The 19,230-nt window shown below is 37.1% G+C and carries 21 protein-coding genes and 1 other RNA gene; 10 read left to right on the top strand and 12 right to left on the bottom strand.

Annotated elements, in window-relative coordinates; genetic code table 11:
• Positions 1-38 precede the first annotated feature (38 nt).
• The gene (locus tag NBC122_RS02585; RefSeq protein ID WP_133438878.1) at positions 39-317 is read left to right on the top strand and encodes a hypothetical protein; all 279 of its coding nucleotides are present in this window, start codon (positions 39-41) and stop codon (positions 315-317) included.
• 49 nt (positions 318-366) lie between these two features.
• Here the strand turns inward: NBC122_RS02585 and NBC122_RS02580 are convergent, their stop codons facing one another.
• The 6 genes from NBC122_RS02580 to NBC122_RS02555 form a co-directional block, all read right to left on the bottom strand.
• Positions 367-1,131, bottom strand: a complete 765-nt coding sequence (locus NBC122_RS02580; RefSeq protein ID WP_133438877.1) for a TrmH family RNA methyltransferase — start codon at positions 1,129-1,131, stop codon at positions 367-369.
• Between the two features lie 6 nt (positions 1,132-1,137).
• The gene (rmuC, locus tag NBC122_RS02575) at positions 1,138-2,646 is read right to left on the bottom strand and encodes a DNA recombination protein RmuC (RefSeq protein WP_246012423.1); all 1,509 of its coding nucleotides are present in this window, start codon (positions 2,644-2,646) and stop codon (positions 1,138-1,140) included.
• Between the two features lie 52 nt (positions 2,647-2,698).
• Positions 2,699-3,880 carry a nicotinate phosphoribosyltransferase gene (pncB, locus tag NBC122_RS02570; protein ID WP_133438876.1) on the bottom strand — a complete coding sequence of 394 codons (1,182 nt, stop codon included), beginning with the start codon at positions 3,878-3,880 and terminating at the stop codon, positions 2,699-2,701.
• A gap of 91 nt (positions 3,881-3,971) precedes the next feature.
• Positions 3,972-4,448, bottom strand: a complete 477-nt coding sequence (locus tag NBC122_RS02565; RefSeq protein ID WP_133438875.1) for a Dps family protein — start codon at positions 4,446-4,448, stop codon at positions 3,972-3,974.
• 101 nt (positions 4,449-4,549) lie between these two features.
• Positions 4,550-4,801, bottom strand: coding sequence for a T9SS type A sorting domain-containing protein (locus NBC122_RS02560; RefSeq protein WP_165983181.1), 252 nt, complete (start codon positions 4,799-4,801; stop codon positions 4,550-4,552).
• Between the two features lie 2 nt (positions 4,802-4,803).
• Complete coding sequence (locus NBC122_RS02555; RefSeq protein ID WP_133438873.1) at positions 4,804-5,640, bottom strand: mechanosensitive ion channel family protein; 837 nt, start codon at positions 5,638-5,640, stop codon at positions 4,804-4,806.
• 99 nt (positions 5,641-5,739) lie between these two features.
• On the opposite strand from NBC122_RS02555, the gene rnpB reads away from it, so the two are divergent.
• Positions 5,740-6,068: RNase P RNA component class A (gene rnpB, locus NBC122_RS02550), an RNA gene on the top strand.
• A gap of 132 nt (positions 6,069-6,200) precedes the next feature.
• Here rnpB and NBC122_RS02545 read toward each other — a convergent pair.
• Together NBC122_RS02545 and NBC122_RS02540 are read right to left on the bottom strand one after the other, a co-directional pair.
• Positions 6,201-7,070, bottom strand: a complete 870-nt coding sequence (locus NBC122_RS02545; protein WP_133438872.1) for a polyphosphate kinase 2 family protein — start codon at positions 7,068-7,070, stop codon at positions 6,201-6,203.
• A gap of 78 nt (positions 7,071-7,148) precedes the next feature.
• Positions 7,149-7,637, bottom strand: a complete 489-nt coding sequence (locus tag NBC122_RS02540; protein ID WP_133438871.1) for a DUF1573 domain-containing protein — start codon at positions 7,635-7,637, stop codon at positions 7,149-7,151.
• A 126-nt stretch (positions 7,638-7,763) separates the two neighbouring features.
• Between NBC122_RS02540 and NBC122_RS02535 the strand changes: the two genes are divergently transcribed.
• The 4 genes from NBC122_RS02535 to NBC122_RS02520 all read left to right on the top strand — a co-directional run bounded on the left by NBC122_RS02535 (position 7,764) and on the right by NBC122_RS02520 (position 12,911).
• A complete protein-coding gene (locus tag NBC122_RS02535; RefSeq protein WP_133438870.1) occupies positions 7,764-10,385 on the top strand; it encodes a valine--tRNA ligase in 2,622 nt (873 codons plus the stop codon).
• On the top strand, positions 10,382-11,017 hold the full coding sequence (locus NBC122_RS02530; protein ID WP_133438869.1) for a DUF4241 domain-containing protein: 636 nt from the start codon (positions 10,382-10,384) through the stop codon (positions 11,015-11,017). The genes NBC122_RS02535 and NBC122_RS02530 overlap by 4 nt, the downstream gene beginning before the upstream one ends.
• A gap of 61 nt (positions 11,018-11,078) precedes the next feature.
• Positions 11,079-11,972 (top strand): ribokinase, encoded by an 894-nt coding sequence (locus NBC122_RS02525; protein WP_133438868.1) that lies wholly within the window; start codon positions 11,079-11,081, stop codon positions 11,970-11,972.
• 99 nt (positions 11,973-12,071) lie between these two features.
• On the top strand, positions 12,072-12,911 hold the full coding sequence (locus NBC122_RS02520; protein WP_133438867.1) for an alpha/beta hydrolase family protein: 840 nt from the start codon (positions 12,072-12,074) through the stop codon (positions 12,909-12,911).
• 39 nt (positions 12,912-12,950) lie between these two features.
• Here NBC122_RS02520 and NBC122_RS02515 read toward each other — a convergent pair whose 3' ends face one another.
• The gene (locus tag NBC122_RS02515; protein WP_133438866.1) at positions 12,951-13,448 is read right to left on the bottom strand and encodes a hypothetical protein; all 498 of its coding nucleotides are present in this window, start codon (positions 13,446-13,448) and stop codon (positions 12,951-12,953) included.
• A gap of 82 nt (positions 13,449-13,530) precedes the next feature.
• Positions 13,531-14,016: an RNA polymerase sigma factor gene (locus NBC122_RS02510; protein WP_133438865.1), complete on the bottom strand. Its 486-nt coding sequence runs from the start codon at positions 14,014-14,016 to the stop codon at positions 13,531-13,533.
• 217 nt (positions 14,017-14,233) lie between these two features.
• On the opposite strand from NBC122_RS02510, the gene NBC122_RS02505 reads away from it, so the two are divergent.
• From NBC122_RS02505 to NBC122_RS02495, 3 genes are all read left to right on the top strand, one after another.
• Positions 14,234-14,803, top strand: a complete 570-nt coding sequence (locus NBC122_RS02505) for a cob(I)yrinic acid a,c-diamide adenosyltransferase (protein WP_133438864.1) — start codon at positions 14,234-14,236, stop codon at positions 14,801-14,803.
• Positions 14,763-15,425 carry a thiamine diphosphokinase gene (locus tag NBC122_RS02500; RefSeq protein WP_246012421.1) on the top strand — a complete coding sequence of 221 codons (663 nt, stop codon included), beginning with the start codon at positions 14,763-14,765 and terminating at the stop codon, positions 15,423-15,425. The genes NBC122_RS02505 and NBC122_RS02500 overlap by 41 nt, the downstream gene beginning before the upstream one ends.
• 80 nt (positions 15,426-15,505) lie before the next feature.
• Positions 15,506-16,897 (top strand): type III PLP-dependent enzyme domain-containing protein, encoded by a 1,392-nt coding sequence (locus tag NBC122_RS02495; protein ID WP_133438863.1) that lies wholly within the window; start codon positions 15,506-15,508, stop codon positions 16,895-16,897.
• Between the two features lie 302 nt (positions 16,898-17,199).
• Here the strand turns inward: NBC122_RS02495 and NBC122_RS02490 are convergent, their stop codons facing one another.
• Positions 17,200-17,859 carry an HAD family hydrolase gene (locus NBC122_RS02490; protein ID WP_133438862.1) on the bottom strand — a complete coding sequence of 220 codons (660 nt, stop codon included), beginning with the start codon at positions 17,857-17,859 and terminating at the stop codon, positions 17,200-17,202.
• A 140-nt stretch (positions 17,860-17,999) separates the two neighbouring features.
• Between NBC122_RS02490 and speB the strand changes: the two genes are divergently transcribed.
• The gene (speB, locus tag NBC122_RS02485; RefSeq protein WP_133438861.1) at positions 18,000-18,854 is read left to right on the top strand and encodes an agmatinase; all 855 of its coding nucleotides are present in this window, start codon (positions 18,000-18,002) and stop codon (positions 18,852-18,854) included.
• A 53-nt stretch (positions 18,855-18,907) separates the two neighbouring features.
• On the opposite strand, the gene NBC122_RS02480 is transcribed toward speB, so the two are convergent.
• The gene (locus NBC122_RS02480) at positions 18,908-19,198 is read right to left on the bottom strand and encodes a GNAT family N-acetyltransferase (RefSeq protein WP_133438860.1); all 291 of its coding nucleotides are present in this window, start codon (positions 19,196-19,198) and stop codon (positions 18,908-18,910) included.
• Positions 19,199-19,230: the final 32 nt, after the last annotated feature.

The raw sequence follows: 19,230 nt of genomic DNA, 5'->3' as shown, positions 1-19,230 counted from the left end.
AAATTTTACAATAACAAAACAATTAAATTTAATTTATTATGAAAAAGTCATTATTCGTAGCTGCTATCGCTGCTTTAGCTCTTGTAGCTTGTAACAAAACTGAAACTGTAGAAACTGCTAACGCAACTGATTCTGCTGCTGCTGTTGTTGATTCTGCTGCTGCTGTTGTAGATTCTGCTGCTACTGTTGTAGATTCTGCTGCTACTGTTACTGCTGATGCTGCTAACGCAACTGTAGAAGGAGCTGCTGATGCTGCTAAAGGTGCTGCTAATGCTGCAACTGATGCTGCTAAAGACGCTAAAGATGCTACTAAATAATTAGTAACTGATTTACAAATTAACCGTTTCTCTTTAAGAAGCGGTTTTTTTATGTCATTTTTTGTCTTAAAATCTCATAACAGGTGATGGCAACGGCATTGCTCAAATTCAAAGAGTCGATACTTCCCGACATCGGAATAACCGTATTCTTTCCTTTCCCCACCCAGAAATCGGTCAGTCCCGAATGTTCTGTTCCAAAGAGTACTGCGCTTTTTTCTTTTAAATTTCTTGTTTGGATATTTTCAGATGCTTTATCCATGATGGTAGTATAAACTGCGTAACGGTTTTCAGTGAGAAATTCGTACACTTCATCATTGCTGGAATAGAAAATGTTCATCCCAAAAAGACAACCCACACTGGAACGGATCACATTTGGATTATAGAAGTCAACTTTCGCATCAGTTACAATTAAGGCATCAATCCCAAACGCTTCGCAACTCCGCAATATTGCGCCCAGATTTCCTGGTTTCTCGATACTTTCTACGATAATTACCGATGAGTTTTTTTTAGGGTTGAAATCCTTTAAATCAAAGTTTTTCGTGTGGTAAATTCCTATGATTCCTTCTGAAGAACCACGATAGGCGATTTTATCATAGATTTTTTCTGAGACCAAATGTACTTTTCCTTCCGGTAAATCTTCATTAAAGATACTGTCGGCGATATAAAATTCCTGGGCATCAAAACCGAATTTTAACGCTCTATCGTTCTCCTGCTTCCCTTCGATCACGAAAACATTTTCTTTTTTTCGAAACCTGTTGTCTGTCAAAAGTCGGGTGACATATTTTATTTTTTCGTTTTGAAAACTTTCTATCATTTTTATTTAATTGAAATTTTGTTCTTCATCAATACTGAGCGATATCTGATTCTCCGGATTGGCCCGCGAAATTAAGTTTTCCGGTAAAGTTTTTTTAGCTTTTGCGCCCATTATTTTTAATTTCTGAACACTGTTTACCAAATTCCCTTTTCCTGTAACTAATTTATTCATCGCTCCCTCGTATTCTGTTTTTGTTTCTTCCATTTTTTTTCCAATTCTTAATAAATCGGTAACAAATCCATCGAACTTATCATATAAAGCACCGGCTTGTCTGGCTATTTCTACGGCGTTTTCCTGTTGCTTCTGATTTGTCCACATGCTGTCAATGGTTTTCAGAGTTGCCAAAAGAGTAGAAGGTGTGACAATAATAATGTTTTTTTCAAAAGCTTTATTGTAAAGATGAGTGTCCTCATTCAGCGCAATCGCAAAAGCAGGTTCGATGGGAACGAAAAGTAAGACAAAATCCGGACTTTCGATATGATATAAACTTTGGTAATTTTTATTGCTTAACTGGTCCACGTGACGTTTCAGTGAAAGCACGTGTTCTTTCAAATGACTTGGCTTGAGTTCGTCGTTTTCTTCATTGATCAGTCTTTCATAGGCATTCAGCGAAACTTTTGAATCGATGACCATTTTTTTGCCGTCGGGTAAATTTATGACAACATCAGGCTGCAGGCGTCCGTTTTCGGTTTGATGGCTTTTCTGAACTTCGTATTCTCTGCCTTTTTCTAATCCGGATTTTTCCAGAACTCTTTCCAAAACCAGTTCGCCCCAATTTCCCTGAATCTTGTTGTCGCCTTTTAAAGCTTTAGTAAGGTTGACGGTTTCTTTGCTCATTTGCTTATTCAAATCCTGCAAACCGATAATTTGTTGTCGCAGAGCCGCGTGATAATCGATACTTTCTTTGTGGGTGTTTTCTACTTTCTTCTCGAAATCGTTGATTTTTTCCTGTAATGGATGGAGTATTGTTTTTAATTGAAGTTGGTTCTGTTCCGTGAATTTTTCTGTTTTTTCTTCTAAAATTTTATTGGCTAAATTTTGAAATTCATTTTTGGCCAGTTCCTGCATGTTGGTAATCTCCTCTTTCTGGTTTTCCAGTGAGTTTTTTAAAGCGTCGTTAATGGCTGAAAGTTCGGAATTCCTGGCGAAAATATTTTGTTTTTCCTGATGTAGATTTTCAATTTGCGAACTTTGTTTGAAGTTAAATTCCCGCTGGTCCTGCAACTGAGAATTGATGGAAAAGTTTTCTGCCGAAAGAGTTGCCATCTTATTTTTCAGTTGATTAATGTTTTCCTGCTGAGATTGGCTGGCTTCTTTCTGTTGCGAAATCTCCTCCTGAAATTCCTGATTCCGTTTCGAATAATTCTCTAAATCTGAATTTGTTTTAATAAAACTTTGATTCAAATCATCGAATTTCTGTCGCGGAATATGAGAAGCTTTAAATATGAAATACAGAATAACCGCACCGAAAACAGCGCCGAACATAAAGCCGGTTAATATAGAGGTGAAATCCATTTTTCAAAAATACAAAAGTTAATTTCAGTAATGCAGAAAGAAATTAATCCTCTTAGTTTTTAATGCGCAGAAATTCCTTGGCAAGATCGATCATTTTTGGGTCTCCTGTATACTTTCCGTGTTCATCAGAAAGTTTTACCGTTGGAATCCAGTCGCCGTTAATCGATTGTGCGGCAATGAGTTTCATGACGATATTCATTGGTTTTAGACCGACATCGTTTGTTAAATTCGTTCCGATTCCGAAAGAAATTCCGATTCTGCCTTTGCAGGCTTTCGTGATTTCTTCCACTTTTTCCAGATTCAGTCCGTCGGAAAAAATAATGTATTTAAATAAAGGATTGATTCCGTTTTTCCTATAATGTTCAATGGTTTTATTGGCAAATTCGATTGGATCTCCGCTGTCGTGACGAACGCCATCAAATAATTTTGCGAATTTCTTATCAAACTGCTGAAAGAAAACTTCTGTCGTATAAGTATCCGAAAGGGCAACTCCCAAATCACCGCGGTACACATCTACCCAGTGTTCCAGCGAAAGCGCGTTGGCCATCTTGAATCCATATTCTGCAGCGTGAAACATAAACCATTCGTGCGCATGGGTTCCGATGGGTTTTATGCCATATTTCATGGCAAAGTGAACATTTGAACTTCCGATGAAATTTCCGGATCGATTGTTCCTTACCAGAGAATCTACCACCAAGTCGTGTACTTTATAAGAATGCCTTCTGCGCGTGCCAAATTCGGCGAAAGTAACACCAAGAATGTTGAGTTGATCGGCCTTTTCTAAAGTTGTTTGAATAACCGCTTCATTAGAATTACGCTCCATGTGATTCATCTCATAATGTAATTCTGAAATCAAAGACAAAATAGGCACTTCCCACAAAATGGTCCTGTACCATTCGCCGTCCACGGTAACTTCTAAAGAATCTTCGGTCTGCACAATTTGTACTTCTGCGGGATCGTAATGATAGCCTGCTAGAAAATCTAAATAGGGAAGGTCTAAATAAGGACAGGTTTCCTTTAAGAATTGCTTTTCATCTTTGCTTAATTTCAGCTCTGCCATTGCGTTGACCGATTTTCTGAGTTCTTCTGCAAATCCAGGAGGGAAGTTATGGTTGCCGCGATTGATGAACTGGTATTTCACTTTCTCGTTCGGAAAAAGTTTAATCACAGCATTTTGCATGGTGATTTTATAGAAATCATTATCGAGAATTGACTTTAGACGGACTTCAATCATGGTTAATTATATATTCAAACAAATGTAAAAATTCAAAAACAAAAATCGCCTTTAAAAAGACGATTTCTTCGGTTGGTGATTTTTTTAACTGTTATTTTCCGAGATAGGAGTTGTACATCCACACTTCTTTTTCCTGCTCCGTAATGTAATCACTCATCAGGGAATTCGTTCCTTCATCACCCGCTTTTTCGGTAAGATCTAAGAGTTCCCTTTGCGAATCAATAACGGTTTTAAAGGAAGCCAAAATGTTTTCTACCGCTTTATCAGCGTTGGAAACTTCTTTACTTTCTTTGATGGTAGAAAGCGTTAAATAATCCGAATAATTATGGTTGGGCGTAGATCCTAATGTAAGAATTCTTTCTGCAATTTCATCTATTTTTAAAACCAGATTATTGTAGAGTTCTTCAAATTTGGGATGTAGGGTAAAAAATTGGTCTCCTTTAATATTCCAGTGTGCGCCTCTCGTATTTTGATAAAAAACAGAATAATCGGCTAAAAGAATATTTAATTTTTCTGAAATTTTTTTACAGTCGGTTTCGTCTAAACCGATAATTTTTGAATTGTTCATAATCTTTATTTAAAGTCAAATATACTGATTATAAAAGGGTTTTCCTATTATTGTTGATTGACGAAAGCTATCATAATTATTTTATCGATTGTGGTTTTCTATTAAATCTTGATGAATTTAAACGATTTCAAACCATCAGAAGTTTTAATTGAAATGATATAAGTTGCCGACGGTAAAAGGCTGATGTCGATTCTTTTCGATTTTTCAGTCATGATTAATTTTCCGCTTAAATCAAAAATAAATACTTTTTCAATATTGGATTTGCTGGTTTTGATGTTGATGAAATCTTTCGCCGGATTCGGGTAAACAGTTAAATCTGTTTTGACTTCGGCAGTGGCCAGTTCTATTGCCAAAGCTACGAAATGCCAATGTCGGTTTGCATTTGGCTCGCCAGTTCGATGCCGGCTTCTTCCAGTTTGTTTTTCAGTATCAGTAATGCGTCACTCTTAACTTTCATGATGTTTTTTCCACTTTTCATGAAAAATCGGGCTTGAAAATAGAAAATGCCAAAAGACTGTTTCAGGATAATAACCTGGGATTCTTCAATATGGTCTGTGAAATCAAAATTTTTGATCTGGTCTAAAATAATCTCTCTTGTTTTTTCTAAATCCTGACTGCCGGCCACCTGTAATTCCAGAAAAACTTTCCGCTGTCCGGAAGATGAATAATTGGTAAAAGGAGCACTGAAAATTAATTGGTTGGGTACGAAGACTTTTTTTCCGTCGTCTGTAATAATCTTCGTAGTCAAAAATCCGATTTTTTCTACCACACCGGTTACGTCTTTAATGGAAACATAATCGCCATCGGCAAAAGATTTATCGATTCCCACCAGCGCTCCCGAAAACATGGAGGAGACTAAATCTTTCAAAGCGACACCGGCCACAACTCCCGCAACTCCCAAACTGCCGATGAATTTTAGAATAAATCCGCCCAATCCCATTATTTCAAAGGCGATAAATGCTCCTGAAAGAATAATTAAAAACTTAAAGACTTTAATTAAAGTCACAATGGAACTGTTGTTGCTTTTTGGGAAAAACTTATGAAAAATTCTTACCGATATCTTGCTCAGGTAGGTGCTCAGCGCTAAAAAGAGCAGGAATACTAAAATCCCAACTGCAAGTTTAGGGGTCGCCTGTGCAAAGCTTGTGTACCAGCGGTCCAGCACAGACATAATGATTTCATAATAATTCATAATTCAAATATACCAATAATTCAAGGTGTCGTAATAGCAAATTTCTTTCCAAAAAAAAGGTACTGTAAATTTTCAACTTTATGTATCTTTGTTGTCCCACAAGAAAAACGGCTTGTTGATTCCCGATTCGTTGGGGGTAGGAAAGTCCGGACACCATAGAGCAGCAAAGCGGATAACATCCGTCGGTCGCGAGATCAGGACAAGTGCAACAGAAAGTATGTATATTAATTTATAGTGAAACCAGGTAAACTCTTTGCGGTGCAATGTTAAGTATATCGGATTTTTTCAGCAATGAAAATAGGAGCGGCTCGCTCCAAAAACCGAGGGGTAAACAGCAAAAGTTTTGCAGCAATGTAAAGCGCAGATAAATAACAGGCATTTTGACTTCGGTCAATGTACAGAATCCGGCTTATAGTTTTTCTTGTGGGTTTTTTAAAAACTGAAAAAAGCAGAAATTGAGGTTTCTGCTTTTTTCATTTTCTTTTTCATTTTTCAAAACAAATATTTAAAAATTCACCGGTTTAAAATGAATCCTGTATTTTTCGAGAAATTCAGCATTGCTATTCACTTTTCATCTGCTTCTTCGCATCAGCTAACTCGGCTGTTTGATTTTCTGAAAGGGTGGGATATTGCAAATCCATTTTTTCCATTGCATCGATAATAATCTGAATGGCAGCCACTCTCGTAAACCATTTGTGGTCAGCCGGAATCACGTACCATGGTGCATCATCTTTTGATGTTTCATTGATGGCTTCTTCGTATGCAGACATGTACTTATTCCACAGGGCGCGTTCGGGTAAATCTCCGGCGGCGAATTTCCAGTTTTTGGTGGGATTGTCAATCCTTTCCAGGAATCTTTTTTTCTGTTCTTTTTGGGAAACGTTCAAAAATATTTTAATAATCGTCGTTCCGTTTTCAGCTAAAGTTTTTTCAAAGTTTCTGATGCTTCTGTACCGGTTTTCCCAGAATTCGTTATCAAAATCATCCACTGATTTCCAGACTTTTTCATTCAGATTATATTCAGGATGAACTTTACATACCAGAACACTTTCGTAATGGCTTCTGTTGAAAATACCGATTTTTCCTTTTTCAGGCAGTGCGGTATAATGTCTCCACAGGAAATCATGGGCATATTCTTTATTATTTGGCGTTTTGAAACTGGTTACTGCACAGCCCTGCGGATTTACGCCACTAAACACGTGCTTGATCAGAGAATCTTTTCCAGCTGCATCCATCGCTTGCAAAACAATCAGTATAGATTTGCTGCCATCACTGTACAGCCGTTCCTGAAGTTCACGGAGTTTTTCTTTCTCCTTAGCCAGCATTTTTTTTGCAGCGTCTTTCGAGAGTTTTCCCTCGTATTCTGTAGAAAAATCTTTGAGAGAGAATTTTCCGTTCACGATGAAATTATCCGTAAAATCTAAATCCATTGTTGTAATATTTCTACTAAAATAAAAAAATCATTTCAATTCTGAAATGATTTTAGATTTTTTATTTGTTAGCACAAATTACAGTGCCTGTAATTTTTTTGCCGTTGCTTTTTTAGCTGCAGGAGCAACTTTCATCGTTTGTGGAGTACTCATTAATTTAGCTTCAGTCTTAATCGCTGTTTGTGGAGCGATGGTAGCTGATGCCTCGCCAACATTTCCTTTAATGGTAATTACAGATCTGCTGTTTTCAGCATCATTGGAATATACTTCGATAATCTTTGTAAAAGGTCCTACGATTTTGGTGTCGTAACCTACTTTTAATTCAGCGGTTTTTCCCGGCATGATTGGGTCTTTGGTAACCTCAGGAGTTGTACAGCCACAAGATGCCTGCGTTCTTGAAATAATAAGAGGTTTATCGCCAGTGTTTTTAATGATAAAAATTCTGTGGCCATCAGCGCCAACTGGAACATTCCCATATTCGTAAACTGTTTTATCGAAGGAAATAGTTTGTGCTGATGCTAATGCAAAAGTTCCGGCTAAAAATAGGCCTGCGAAGATTTTTTTCATTTTTTTAATTTTTAGTAATTGGTTTTTTGATTAAATTTAACAAACAAAGTTAAAAATTATTTTAATAGTACGGTCAATTTTCTTTATTTCGCTATTTTTGCAACTATTAAGCCAAAGATTTTATATATGCAGATTTCAGAGAAATATACGCCCCAGGAAACAGAACAGAAATGGTATGATTTCTGGCTAAAAAATAATTATTTTCACTCCCAACCCAACGAAAAACCTCCCTATACGATCGTCATCCCGCCACCCAACGTGACAGGGATTCTTCACATGGGACATATGCTGAACAATACCATTCAGGATATTTTGGTTCGCAGAGCCAGAATGCAGGGGTTTAATGCATGCTGGGTTCCGGGAACTGACCATGCATCAATTGCGACGGAAGCGAAGGTAGTGGCGAAACTGAAAGAAGAAGGAATCAATAAAGCAGATATTTCCCGCGAAGAATTTCTAAAACATGCGTGGGACTGGACTGACAAATATGGCGGTACTATTCTGGAACAGTTGAAAAAACTGGGTTGTTCCTGCGATTGGGAGCGTACCCGTTTCACTATGGAACCAAAACTTTCACAGCAGGTGGTGAAGTCGTTTGTCGATTTGTATAATAAAGGTTTGATTTATAGAGGATACCGAATGGTAAACTGGGATCCGGAAGCGAAAACCAATATTTCTGATGAAGAAGTTATTTTCAAAGAGCAAAACGGAAAACTGTTTTATTTAAAATATAAAATCGAAGGCACAGAAGATTTCCTTTCTGTTGCGACCACACGTCCGGAAACGATTTTCGGTGATACTGCCGTTTGTATCAATCCTAATGATGAAAGATATGCACATTTAAAAGGGAAGAATGTAATTGTTCCGATCGTAAACCGAGTGATTCCGATTATTGAAGATGATTATGTGGATATCGAATTCGGAACCGGAGCGCTGAAAATTACACCGGCTCATGATACCAATGACTATGAAATCGGAAAGCGGCATCAGTTGCCAATGATCGATTCTTTGGATGATGATGCCAATTTGAATGAGCACGGTTTACATTATGCCGGTAAAAACAGATTCGTCGTCCGCAAAGAAATCGTAAAAGAATTAGAGCAAAATGATCTTTTGTTAAAAGCAGAAGACTACGTAAATAAAGTGGGAACATCTGAAAGAACGGGAGCGGTAATCGAACCGAAAGTTTCTGTTCAATGGTTTTTAAAAATGTCGGAAATGGCAAAACCAGCCTTGGATGTGGTCATGAATGATGAGGTGAAATTTCACCCGGAAAAATTCAAAAACACCTACAAACACTGGATGGAAAATATCCGCGACTGGAATGTTTCCCGTCAACTTTGGTGGGGTCAGCAAATTCCGGCTTTCTTCTATGGTGATGGTCAGGATGATTTTGTCGTAGCAGAAACAATTGAATATGCCCTGGTTTTAGCAAGAGAAAAGTCTCAAATGTCAAATCTTCAAATCTCAGATCTTCGTCAGGATGAAGACGCGCTCGATACCTGGTTTTCTTCCTGGTTGTGGCCGATGTCGGTTTTCGACGGACTTCTGGATCCTGAAAATAAAGAGATCAATTATTATTATCCAACTTCTGATTTGGTTACCGGTCCGGATATTATCTTTTTCTGGGTCGCCCGGATGATTATGGCGGGAATTGAATATAGAAAAGAAGTTCCTTTTAAAAATGTTTATTTCACCGGAATTGTACGGGATAAGCAAAGACGGAAAATGTCGAAATCGCTGGGTAATTCGCCAGATCCAATTGAATTGATTGAGAAATATGGAGCAGATGGTGTTCGTGTCGGGATTTTATTGAGTTCGGCTGCCGGAAACGATTTGCTTTTTGATGAAGAGTTAATGTTGCAGGGAAGAAATTTCGCCACCAAAATCTGGAATTCAAATAAATTAATTCAAGGCTGGAAAAAAGACGATTCGATAAAAGCGAATGAGGCAGATCAACAGGCAATCGCCTGGTTTGGAAATCAAATGGATAAAACCATTGCTGAAATAGCAGATCAATTTGAAAAATTCCGTATTTCTGATGCTTTGCATTTGGTGTATAAACTAATCTGGGACGATTTCTGTTCCTGGTATTTAGAAGCCATTAAACCTAATTTTGGTGAACCGATTTCTACTGAAGTTTATGATCAGACGATCCAGTATTTTGAAGAATTAATGAAATTACTGCACCCTTTCATGCCGTTCTTATCTGAAGAATTATGGCAGAATATTTCTGAAAGAACAGTGGAAAATGCTTTGGTAATTGCGCAGCAAAGAAAAGTACAGTCTTATAATTCAGAGGTGATCAAACAGTTTGAAGTTTCGAAAGAATTGATTTCCGGCGTTAGAAATTACCGTCAGAGCAAAGGGATTTCACCACGTGAAAGTGTTGAGGTATTCACCAATGCTACTTCTTTTGACAATATGAATTTAGTAAAGAAACTGGCGAATATTGCACAAATCCATTTTGCTGAAAAAACAGACAAACCTACTTTTTCATTCATAATTGGAGGAACAGAAGTTTCGATTCCGTTAAGTGAAAACTTAGATTTAGCAGAAGAGAAAGCAAAAACTGAAGAAGAAATCAAATATCTGAAAGGATTCATGATGTCTGTAGATAAAAAATTATCCAACGAAAAATTCATGGCAGGAGCGCCGCAGCAAGTGGTAGATAATGAATTGAAAAAGAAAAAAGACGCGCAGGATAAATTAATCCTTCTCGAAGAAAAACTGAAAACGCTATCATGAACCACATCGAAAATATCAAAAAACTTTTCACCAGAAATTTTATAGAAAGTCCTTTGATTGAGACTTTCGACGCAGGAAATATTACGCTTACAACTGGGAAGCTGGTGATCTGCGATCCTTTGATTACCAGCGAAATGCCTGTTTTCACCACGGATTTTCCTAAAGGGGATTTTTCGGTTTTGGTTCATAAAGAAATCGAAAGCAATTGCATCGCTTATGTAGAAATCGTTTTTAATGATTCAGAAATTACAGATTGGAAGCTCGCAACTTCGGAAGGTCAGAATATAGCTGATTTACAGGAGGAAGAAATCTTCGGTTTTCCCGTAGAAAGTGGGATGGGATGTTTGATGGATTTCGAAACGCAACAAAATCTGAATCTTCTCGAACAGCATTTGTTTAAAAGAAAAGGAGCCGATTTTATGGGAATTTATGAAGAGTTTTTTCATGAGCATTTTTTTCAGGAAGAAGGCGCTGTTAATCAGTACGCTTTTCTAAAACCGAACGAAAAAAAACCGGGGAACCTGTTCGCTTTTGAAACGGGTTATGGTGAAGGTTTTTATGCGAGTTATATAGGTTTTGACCGCAGTAACAATCCTGTAAAAGTCGTTTCTGAATTTGTAGAAATTAATTAGGATGTAATATTTCCTAATCATTCTATATTTAAGTACATTTGAAAGATAAGTTATCAGCACAATGAATATCACTTCCGAGCAACCGAAAATTATTGTAATTGGCAGTTCTTCTATCGATTTAGTTTTGAACACCGCGCATACTCCACAACCTAATGAAACGGTTATGGCAGAAAAGTCTGAGAGTTTTTTTGGTGGGAAAGGCGCCAATCAGGCAGTCGCAACTTCCAGATTGGGTGCAAGCGTTTACTTTATCGGAGCGGTTGGAATGGATCCTTTTGGCCAGCAGATTTTCCGCAATTTAGTGGATGAAGGGGTAAATGTCAGCTATGTTGTCGAAATTGAAGACGCCCCAACCGGAACCGCGTACGTTGTTGCAGCAAAAGGAATTAATTCCATTGTCGTTGTTCCCGCATCGAATTATTACCTGCAGCCAAAACATGTAGAGGAGGCTGAAAAGCTTTTTGCTACCGCAGATCTGGTTTTAATTCAGCTTGAAATTCCGATGGACGTTGTAGAGTATACTGCGCAATTGGTGAAGAAAAATGATAAAAAATTGGGAATTTACGCTTCTCCTGCCAAACCTCTTTCTTCTGAAGTGATTGATACCGCCTCTTTCATCGTTGCCAAAAGCAATGAATTATCAATTATTTTTGGTGATGAACCCAGAGAACAGATTTTAAGAAGATATCCGAATAAATTATTTGTCCGCGATGACACCAATTCTACAACCTATTTCAATGGTACAGAAATGAAGTATTATCGGAATGATCATGATTCTGTATCTCACAAAATGGGTATGGGCGATGCCTTTACCGCAGGTTTTGCGGTCGCGCTTTGTCACCGGAATAATATCGACGACTGCGTGAAATTTGGTAATGATGTGTCTTTGAAAGTAACCAAAAACAGAGGTTCCCAAAGCGGACTACCGTACCTGAAAGATATAATTGAAGGATAATTTGCTATATTGAGCATATCGGTTTTTCCTTTTATTTCATTTAAATTTTATATTTTTAAAAAAGCAATTCCACTTATTGAAAGGTGGAATTTTTATTAAATGAAAGAACTTACTTTAAATACTCCAGATAAAATCCAACTTTCTGTAAAGATTTTCGAACCGAAATCTTCAAACGGAAAATTATTGCTCATTAATTCTGCAACCGGAGTGAAACAGCAGATTTATTTTTCCTTCGCAAAATATTTGGCAGAAAACGGATTCGTCGTCATCACCTACGATTATCGGGGAATCGGGGAATCGAAACCAGAACAAATGAGCGGTTTCAAAGCCTCGATGAGAATTTGGGGAACGGTAGATTTTAAAACGGTTACTGATTTTATTCAACAGGAATATCCGGATTATACTAAATTTTGTTTAGGCCATTCCGTCGGTGCTTTAATTCTTGGGATGAATGATTATTCTGGTAATTTCGAGAAATTTATTTTTGTAGGAACGCAGGACGCTTATATTGGAAATTTAAATTTCAGCGTTGCGGTTACCGCTTTGCTGGGCTTCGGAATCGCACTTCCGGTGATGACTCATTTTTTTGGATATTTCCCGGCTCACCGTTTCGGTTTGGGAGAATCTTTACCAAAAGGAGTTGCTTTCGACTGGCAGACTTTAATTTTAAATAAAAAATCCACAAGCCAACTTTATAGAGAAATTAAAGAAAATCATGCCCGGAAATTAAAACAGAAAACCTTTATTATCCACGCCGAAGATGACAACTGGGTGACTGAAAAAGGGATGAAAAATCTCCTGAAAAATGTTTATCCTGATTTAAAAACAACATTTAGAGAAGTTAAAGCTTCTGAATCTGAGAAAGGCGAAATCGGACACATCAATTTTTTCAGAAGTTTCAATAAAAGACTTTGGAAGATTGCACTAGATGAACTTTAAAAAAAAATCCGGAAGTTTTAGTTCCCGGAATTTTTTTAATTATTGAAATTGATTTTCGAGATTTTTAAGCTCCGAAATGATGTGGTCTAATTTTGCATCCTGTTTTTTAATTTCCTTTTTACCGAGATAAAAATAAGCAAAAAGCATCCATAAATAAGTGATCACAAAAGTGAGAATCATCTTCCATAAATCTACATTTTTCAGTAATTCATAGAGATAAACTCCGAGTGCAATACTTAGTAAAGTGTAATAAACCGGCATGTTCCAAGATCTCTGTTTTTTCTGAAAAGCTCTGAAATTCTGCCATTGTTTCAAATGAAAACCAGGGGTTTGCGTTTCATCAATTTTATTGATTTCATTTGCTGTGAAAAGCATTAATAGCGCTTGAAGAAAACAAGTTGATGAAATAATGACCATTGATGAAATGATTGAAATGGTTTGTAATTTAGAGTCTAATAAAAACATTAAAACCAAGATGAAAATCCCTGTAAGCATCAATAATATGGCTCCTTTTGTGTAAGTGTTTTTCAGTTTCATACGATTGTTTTTTATTTTTGAAATGTTTGTGCTTTTTGTTGGAACCTTGGTTTCTGATTGTTTCCAAAGGTTTTCCAGTTCGTTAAATTCTTCCATAATTCATATATGTTTCCTGAAGTTCTTTTTTTATTCTGTGAATTTTCACACGCAGATTATTTTCGGTAATTCCTGTGATTTCTGCAATTTCTTCATAAGGTTTTTCTTCCAAAACCAAAGTGATGATAATTCTCTCACTTTCTTTCAATTTGCTGATGCATTCGTACAATCGGTTGATTTCCTTAGAGTTGTCATAAGTTTCTTCATGAACGAGTTTTGATAAAATCAGTTCAGAATTCTCCGCTTTGTTTTTTTGCTTTTTAATTCCAACCAAGCATGTATTAATGGCGATTCTGTAAATCCAAGTGCTAATTTTGCTTTCGTTCCGGAATTTGGGCAAACTGTTCCAAACTGAAATCCACGTTTCCTGGTGAAGATCGTCCGCAAATAATTTTTCACCCGAGTAACTCAAACATAATTTGTAAATTCTGGCAGAAAACTCTTTATAAAGTTGATCAAAATCGTAAGTCATCTTTTGAATATTTTGTAAAGGTCAATTTTGAATTTATAATTTTTCATTTCAAAGCTATTGGTGTTAATAAAATCAGATTTTCTGGTTTCTGTACATTGGATACAAATAGTCTAAAATTATTACAAAAATGGATGAAAAAAATCGATCGTGTCAAATAATTAAATTCTTTATTATGCAACACTTTTAAAATCATTAAATTTACAACAAAGTAAATCCAATGAAAATCTACACCAAAACCGGTGACAAGGGCGAAACTGCACTATATGGCGGAACCCGTGTTTCCAAAGCGTCCGCAAGAGTAGAATCTTACGGGACGATCGATGAACTCAACTCTTTTATCGGTGTTGCGAAATGTGAAATTATAGAAGAGGAAATTTTAAATCAACTCAGGAAAATCCAGTTTGATTTATTTACCGTCGGTTCAGAATCGGCGACACCTACCGATAAATTAACTTTAGCCAATGGGAAATCACGCCTGGCTTTAATGATTACCGATACCGAAATTGAAGAACTCGAAAACTGGATGGATGCTTTTGAGAAAGAACTGGAGCCTTTACAATATTTTATTCTGCCGGGAGGCGGCAAATCTGCCACGGCACTTCATGTTTGCAGAACTGTTTGCAGACGGGCAGAACGCAGTTTGGTTTTCCTCGGTGAATCTGAAGAAGTTCGCCCGGAACTCATCAAATATCTGAACCGGCTTTCTGATTATTTATTCGTTTTGGCACGTTACGTTTCGAAAATAAATGGGGAAACCGAAGAATACTGGAATCCAAATGACCGATAAAGCGCTCCTTTTCATCAACGGAATCCCGCCAAAATATCTTCCACAAACTGAGGGGTATTCGTTAATAGCCTGTTCCGATGGAGCATTTCATTATTTGAAAGAGATGGATTTTCCATTTGAAAAACTCGATTTTATTTCCGGGGATTTCGATTCGCATTCCGGGAAAGACGAACAAATTTATAATGATAAATTTATATATACGCCAGATCAGGATAGAACCGATTTTGAAAAATCACTCGAGATTATCAAAGAAAAAGGATTTAAAACGATTGACGTTTACGGCGGAAGTGGTGGCGAAATGGATCATTTTTTAGGGAATCTGACCGTGGCATTTTTATTTAAAGACGATTTAAAGATTACTTTTTTTGATGAATATTCCACCTATTTTTTTGCGCCGAAAAAATTAGTTCTCGAAAACAGTAAGAATTGCATGATTTCATTATATCCGTATCCTGTGGCAGAAAAGGTGATAACAAAAGGTCTGAACTGGCCTTTAAATAAGGAAAACTTAGATATCACCAGCAGAATCGGAACGCGGAATTTCGCAAAAGATGACCAGGTGACCATCGAATTTGAAAGTGGAAATTTAGTCGTCTTTGTAGGAAAAACAGACCAACGCTAATTTTTAAGGAATTTTAAAATAAAAACCCAACTTTTTTCCTCAACTTTGCATTTTTAAAACTGTAAAATTTCAGCAACAAAATGAAAATTAAATATTCAGAACTTATCGATCAAACTTTGTATTTTCCAACCGAAGAATTTAACGTCTCGGAAAATATGCTTCAATTTCATGACATTCCTTTGATGGAGGTTATTGAACAGTTCGGTACGCCTTTGAAATTTAATTATCTGCCGAAAATATCTACCAATATTCAGCGTGCAAAAGCATGGTTCAAAGAAGCTTTCGAAATCAATGATTACAAAAAAAGTTACCGATACTGCTACTGTACCAAATCCAGCCACTTTGCTTTTGTGCTGGAAGAAGCACTGAAAAATGACATTTCACTCGAGACTTCTTCTGCTTATGATATCGATATCGTAAGATCTCTTTACGAAAAAGGGAAGTTCGATAAAACGGTGGAAGTGATCTGCAACGGTTTTAAAACCGACGATTATTTAGCAAAAATCTCTGATTTAATTAATAAAGGTTTTCACAATATTACGCCGATTCTCGATAACTACCGGGAACTCGACAAACTTACAGAAAGCATTGATTCTACCTTCAATATCGGGATCCGTATCGCCTCGGAAGAGGAACCGAAATTCGAATTTTACACCTCCAGATTGGGGATTGGATACAAAGATATTATTCCTTATTACAGCCAGAAAATTGCAGACCATCCGAATGCAAGATTGAAAATGCTGCACTTTTTCATCAATACCGGAATCAAGGATACGGCTTACTATTGGAATGAATTATACAAATGTTTACGCGTTTATGCCCGTTTGAAAAAAATCGCGCCCGAAGTTGATTCTTTGAATATTGGTGGTGGTTTTCCGATAAAAACTTCTTTGAATTTCGATTACGATTACCAATATATGGTGAACGAAATTGTTTCTCAAATCAAAAAATTCTGTGAAGAAGAAGGCGTAGAAGAACCAAATATTTATACCGAATTTGGTAGTTTTACCGTTGGCGAAAGTGGTGGACATCTTTATAAAATAATCTCTCAAAAACGCCAGAACGACCGCGAGAAATGGAATATGATCGATTCGTCTTTTATGACGACTTTACCAGATACCTGGGCGATTTCCCGCAAATTTATTATGTTGCCACTCAACCGTTGGGAAGATACGTACGAACGGGTTTTCTTAGGAGGATTAACCTGTGATTCAGACGATTACTATAATTCAGAGCAGCATACCAATGCGATTTATTTACCGACTTTCAGCGACACAAAACCTTTGTATATCGGTTTTTTCAATACCGGTGCCTATCAGGAAACCATCGGCGGTTACGGCGGCGTTCACCATTGTTTGATGCCTCAGCCGAAACATATTTTGATCGACAAAGACGAAGAAGGCAATTTTGTATATACCGTTTTCCGGGAAGAGCAAAAACCGGATGATGTTTTGAAATTATTAGGATATTAAAATAAATGAAGCCGTCTCATAACTATATGAAACGGCTTTTTTATGGTTTTCTCACGGACTCCTGTTCGAGCATAGGGTTCAAATATTAGAATCTCTGAGGGTTAGTTGGAGTATTGAGACACTTTCTTTATTTTTCGGTCCCGCTGTCCACTATATCTTTTTCTTTCACTGTCGTGAAAAGAAAAAGGATGCCGTTTCCATCGGGGCTAAAACAACTTTCAGGTTTTTTTTCAAAGGCAACCTCTCTAAAAATACTTTGCGACGATTATGTCTTTAGAATAAAAAATAAAATCAACTTACCGTTAAAAGTATTTAATAATTTTTTCAAACTCAATCTCCGAAAAATTAGAAATCAAAAGATTGGCTTGGTCATAATTCTGATTGATGGAATGTTCACTTTTGTAGGCGGTGCAGAAAATCCCGGCCGAGTGAGCTGCCATGATTCCGTTGGTAGAATCTTCAATGACCATGCAGCTTTCTCTTTTTTCGTCAGCGATTTCAGAGGCTAACAGAAAGATTTCAGGATGCGGTTTCGATTCCTTTAAATCGGCGCCACTGATTTTTCCAAGAAAATATTTGCCCAAATCAAACTTTTCAAAAACCATATCAATCGTAGTCATGCTGGCAGACGAAGCCAAAACGAGTTTTATATTATTTTCAAAATAATTTTCAATCAGATTTTTGACACCCGGAATTAAATTAAAATCTGCATCGCCGTAAAAATACTGTTTGAAATATTTTCTTTTGACAATTGCTAATTCTTCGGGAGTATTTTCAAGTTGGAATCTTTCGATAAGGGTGTTAGAAACTTTTTTTGTAGAAGCGCCGGTGAAGGTCGTGTATAACTCTTCAGAAACTTCAATTCCCAAATCGGCGAACATCTGGAAATAGGCTTTCCTGTGAAGAGGTTCGGTATCAACGATAACACCGTCCATATCGAATAAAACTGCTTTTAATGGCATTGATTGTTTTTTGTAAAAATAAGGGTTTTTACAGAGTTTCCGGAAATTTTCACTAAAGATTTAGATGACGGTAATAAATAGCAGCAGGCATTTTCTTATCTTTGAAAATCGAAAACTTATCATTTAAAATTTAAAAACTCATGAAAACCTACGCCGATATTCCAGAAGAAAATGCTCAGTTAGAAACCTCGAAAGTGATGCTGGTAACTGTTCCTTATGACGGAACTTCTACTTGGGGAAAAGGTGCTGACAAAGGCCCGGAACTTTTTTTAGACGCTTCCGAAAACATGGAACTGTACGATATCGAAACCAGTACAGAACCTTATTTGGAAGGTGTTTTTCTCGCAGGGGAAATCACCGAGAAATCTTCGCCGGAAGCGATGACGGCAGCGGTTTATAATAAAACCAAAGAACTTTTGGCGAACGACGGAAAATTATTTACCCTTTTCGGCGGCGAACATTCTGTATCGATTGGTTCCATTCGCGCGGTGGGTGAAAAATATGAAAACCTGACTGTTTTGCAGTTAGATGCGCATACCGATTTGCGTCCGGAGTTTCACGGATCTACTTCTAATCACGCCTGCGCGGTTTATGAAGCCAGCCAAAAACATAATTTAGTTCAGGTCGGGATTCGTTCCATGGATATTGAAGAAATGGAATATGTGAACAAGGAGCAGTGTTTTTGGGCGCACCAAATTGCCAATAACGAAAACTGGATCAATGATGTTTTAGAAAAGGTTTCAGGGAATGTTTATATCACGATTGATTTGGATGCTTTTGATCCTTCGATTGCACCATCAACCGGAACTCCGGAACCAGGCGGTTTGCAATGGTATCCAACTTTGGAACTGCTGAGAAAAGTATTTGAAAAATGCAATGTGGTCGCTTTTGATATTGTTGAATTGATGGATTCTCCGATGCCAAAACCTACGGCGTTCTTAGCTGCAAAACTGTATTACAAAATGTTGGCGTATTATCACATCAGTAAGAATTAAGAAACGATAAATCAAAAATAAAAAACCCGTAGAATTTCTATGGGTTTTTTATTTTAACGTTCTAATAAAATATCGTCAACGTCTTTCATTCGTTGCATAACGGAACGCGCATAGGAGCAATGCGGATATATTTTCCAGTTGTTTTCTCTGGCGAATTTGATGCCTTCTTCGACCAGGTATTTGCCCATTCCTTTTCCTTCGAATTTTGAATGAACCAAGACGTAAGAGATAACTAATTTATTTTCGTCCGGGAAAATGGTGTAGGTTAATCTTCCAACTTCTTCGTCGTCATTGCTTAAAATCAGTACGCCGCCGTTTCCGGATCTGTTATTTTCGTATTTCATGATAATCGATTTTGTTCTTTAAATTTAAGGAA

This window comes from Chryseobacterium salivictor, from assembly GCF_004359195.1.
In the GTDB taxonomy this organism is placed as follows: domain Bacteria; phylum Bacteroidota; class Bacteroidia; order Flavobacteriales; family Weeksellaceae; genus Kaistella; species Kaistella salivictor.
Note: the sequence above shows the minus strand (reverse complement) of the source record. Positions and strands in the feature narration are given on the sequence as shown.

Coding starts and splice junctions, on each gene's coding strand:
- NBC122_RS02495 (WP_133438863.1), top strand. CDS start 15,506: ATGAAAATTAAATATTCAGAACTTATCGATCAAACTTTGTATTTTCCA.
- speB (WP_133438861.1), top strand. CDS start 18,000: ATGAAAACCTACGCCGATATTCCAGAAGAAAATGCTCAGTTAGAAACC.
- NBC122_RS02505 (WP_133438864.1), top strand. CDS start 14,234: ATGAAAATCTACACCAAAACCGGTGACAAGGGCGAAACTGCACTATAT.
- NBC122_RS02585 (WP_133438878.1), top strand. CDS start 39: ATGAAAAAGTCATTATTCGTAGCTGCTATCGCTGCTTTAGCTCTTGTA.
- NBC122_RS02525 (WP_133438868.1), top strand. CDS start 11,079: ATGAATATCACTTCCGAGCAACCGAAAATTATTGTAATTGGCAGTTCT.
- NBC122_RS02555 (WP_133438873.1), bottom strand. CDS start 5,640: ATGAATTATTATGAAATCATTATGTCTGTGCTGGACCGCTGGTACACA.
- NBC122_RS02490 (WP_133438862.1), bottom strand. CDS start 17,859: ATGCCATTAAAAGCAGTTTTATTCGATATGGACGGTGTTATCGTTGAT.
- NBC122_RS02510 (WP_133438865.1), bottom strand. CDS start 14,016: ATGACTTACGATTTTGATCAACTTTATAAAGAGTTTTCTGCCAGAATT.
- NBC122_RS02565 (WP_133438875.1), bottom strand. CDS start 4,448: ATGAACAATTCAAAAATTATCGGTTTAGACGAAACCGACTGTAAAAAA.
- NBC122_RS02545 (WP_133438872.1), bottom strand. CDS start 7,070: ATGGATTTAGATTTTACGGATAATTTCATCGTGAACGGAAAATTCTCT.
- pncB (WP_133438876.1), bottom strand. CDS start 3,880: ATGATTGAAGTCCGTCTAAAGTCAATTCTCGATAATGATTTCTATAAA.
- NBC122_RS02540 (WP_133438871.1), bottom strand. CDS start 7,637: ATGAAAAAAATCTTCGCAGGCCTATTTTTAGCCGGAACTTTTGCATTA.
- NBC122_RS02580 (WP_133438877.1), bottom strand. CDS start 1,131: ATGATAGAAAGTTTTCAAAACGAAAAAATAAAATATGTCACCCGACTT.
- NBC122_RS02535 (WP_133438870.1), top strand. CDS start 7,764: ATGCAGATTTCAGAGAAATATACGCCCCAGGAAACAGAACAGAAATGG.
- NBC122_RS02520 (WP_133438867.1), top strand. CDS start 12,072: ATGAAAGAACTTACTTTAAATACTCCAGATAAAATCCAACTTTCTGTA.
- NBC122_RS02530 (WP_133438869.1), top strand. CDS start 10,382: ATGAACCACATCGAAAATATCAAAAAACTTTTCACCAGAAATTTTATA.
- NBC122_RS02500 (WP_246012421.1), top strand. CDS start 14,763: ATGGGGAAACCGAAGAATACTGGAATCCAAATGACCGATAAAGCGCTC.
- NBC122_RS02480 (WP_133438860.1), bottom strand. CDS start 19,198: ATGAAATACGAAAATAACAGATCCGGAAACGGCGGCGTACTGATTTTA.
- NBC122_RS02515 (WP_133438866.1), bottom strand. CDS start 13,448: ATGAAACTGAAAAACACTTACACAAAAGGAGCCATATTATTGATGCTT.
- rmuC (WP_246012423.1), bottom strand. CDS start 2,646: ATGGATTTCACCTCTATATTAACCGGCTTTATGTTCGGCGCTGTTTTC.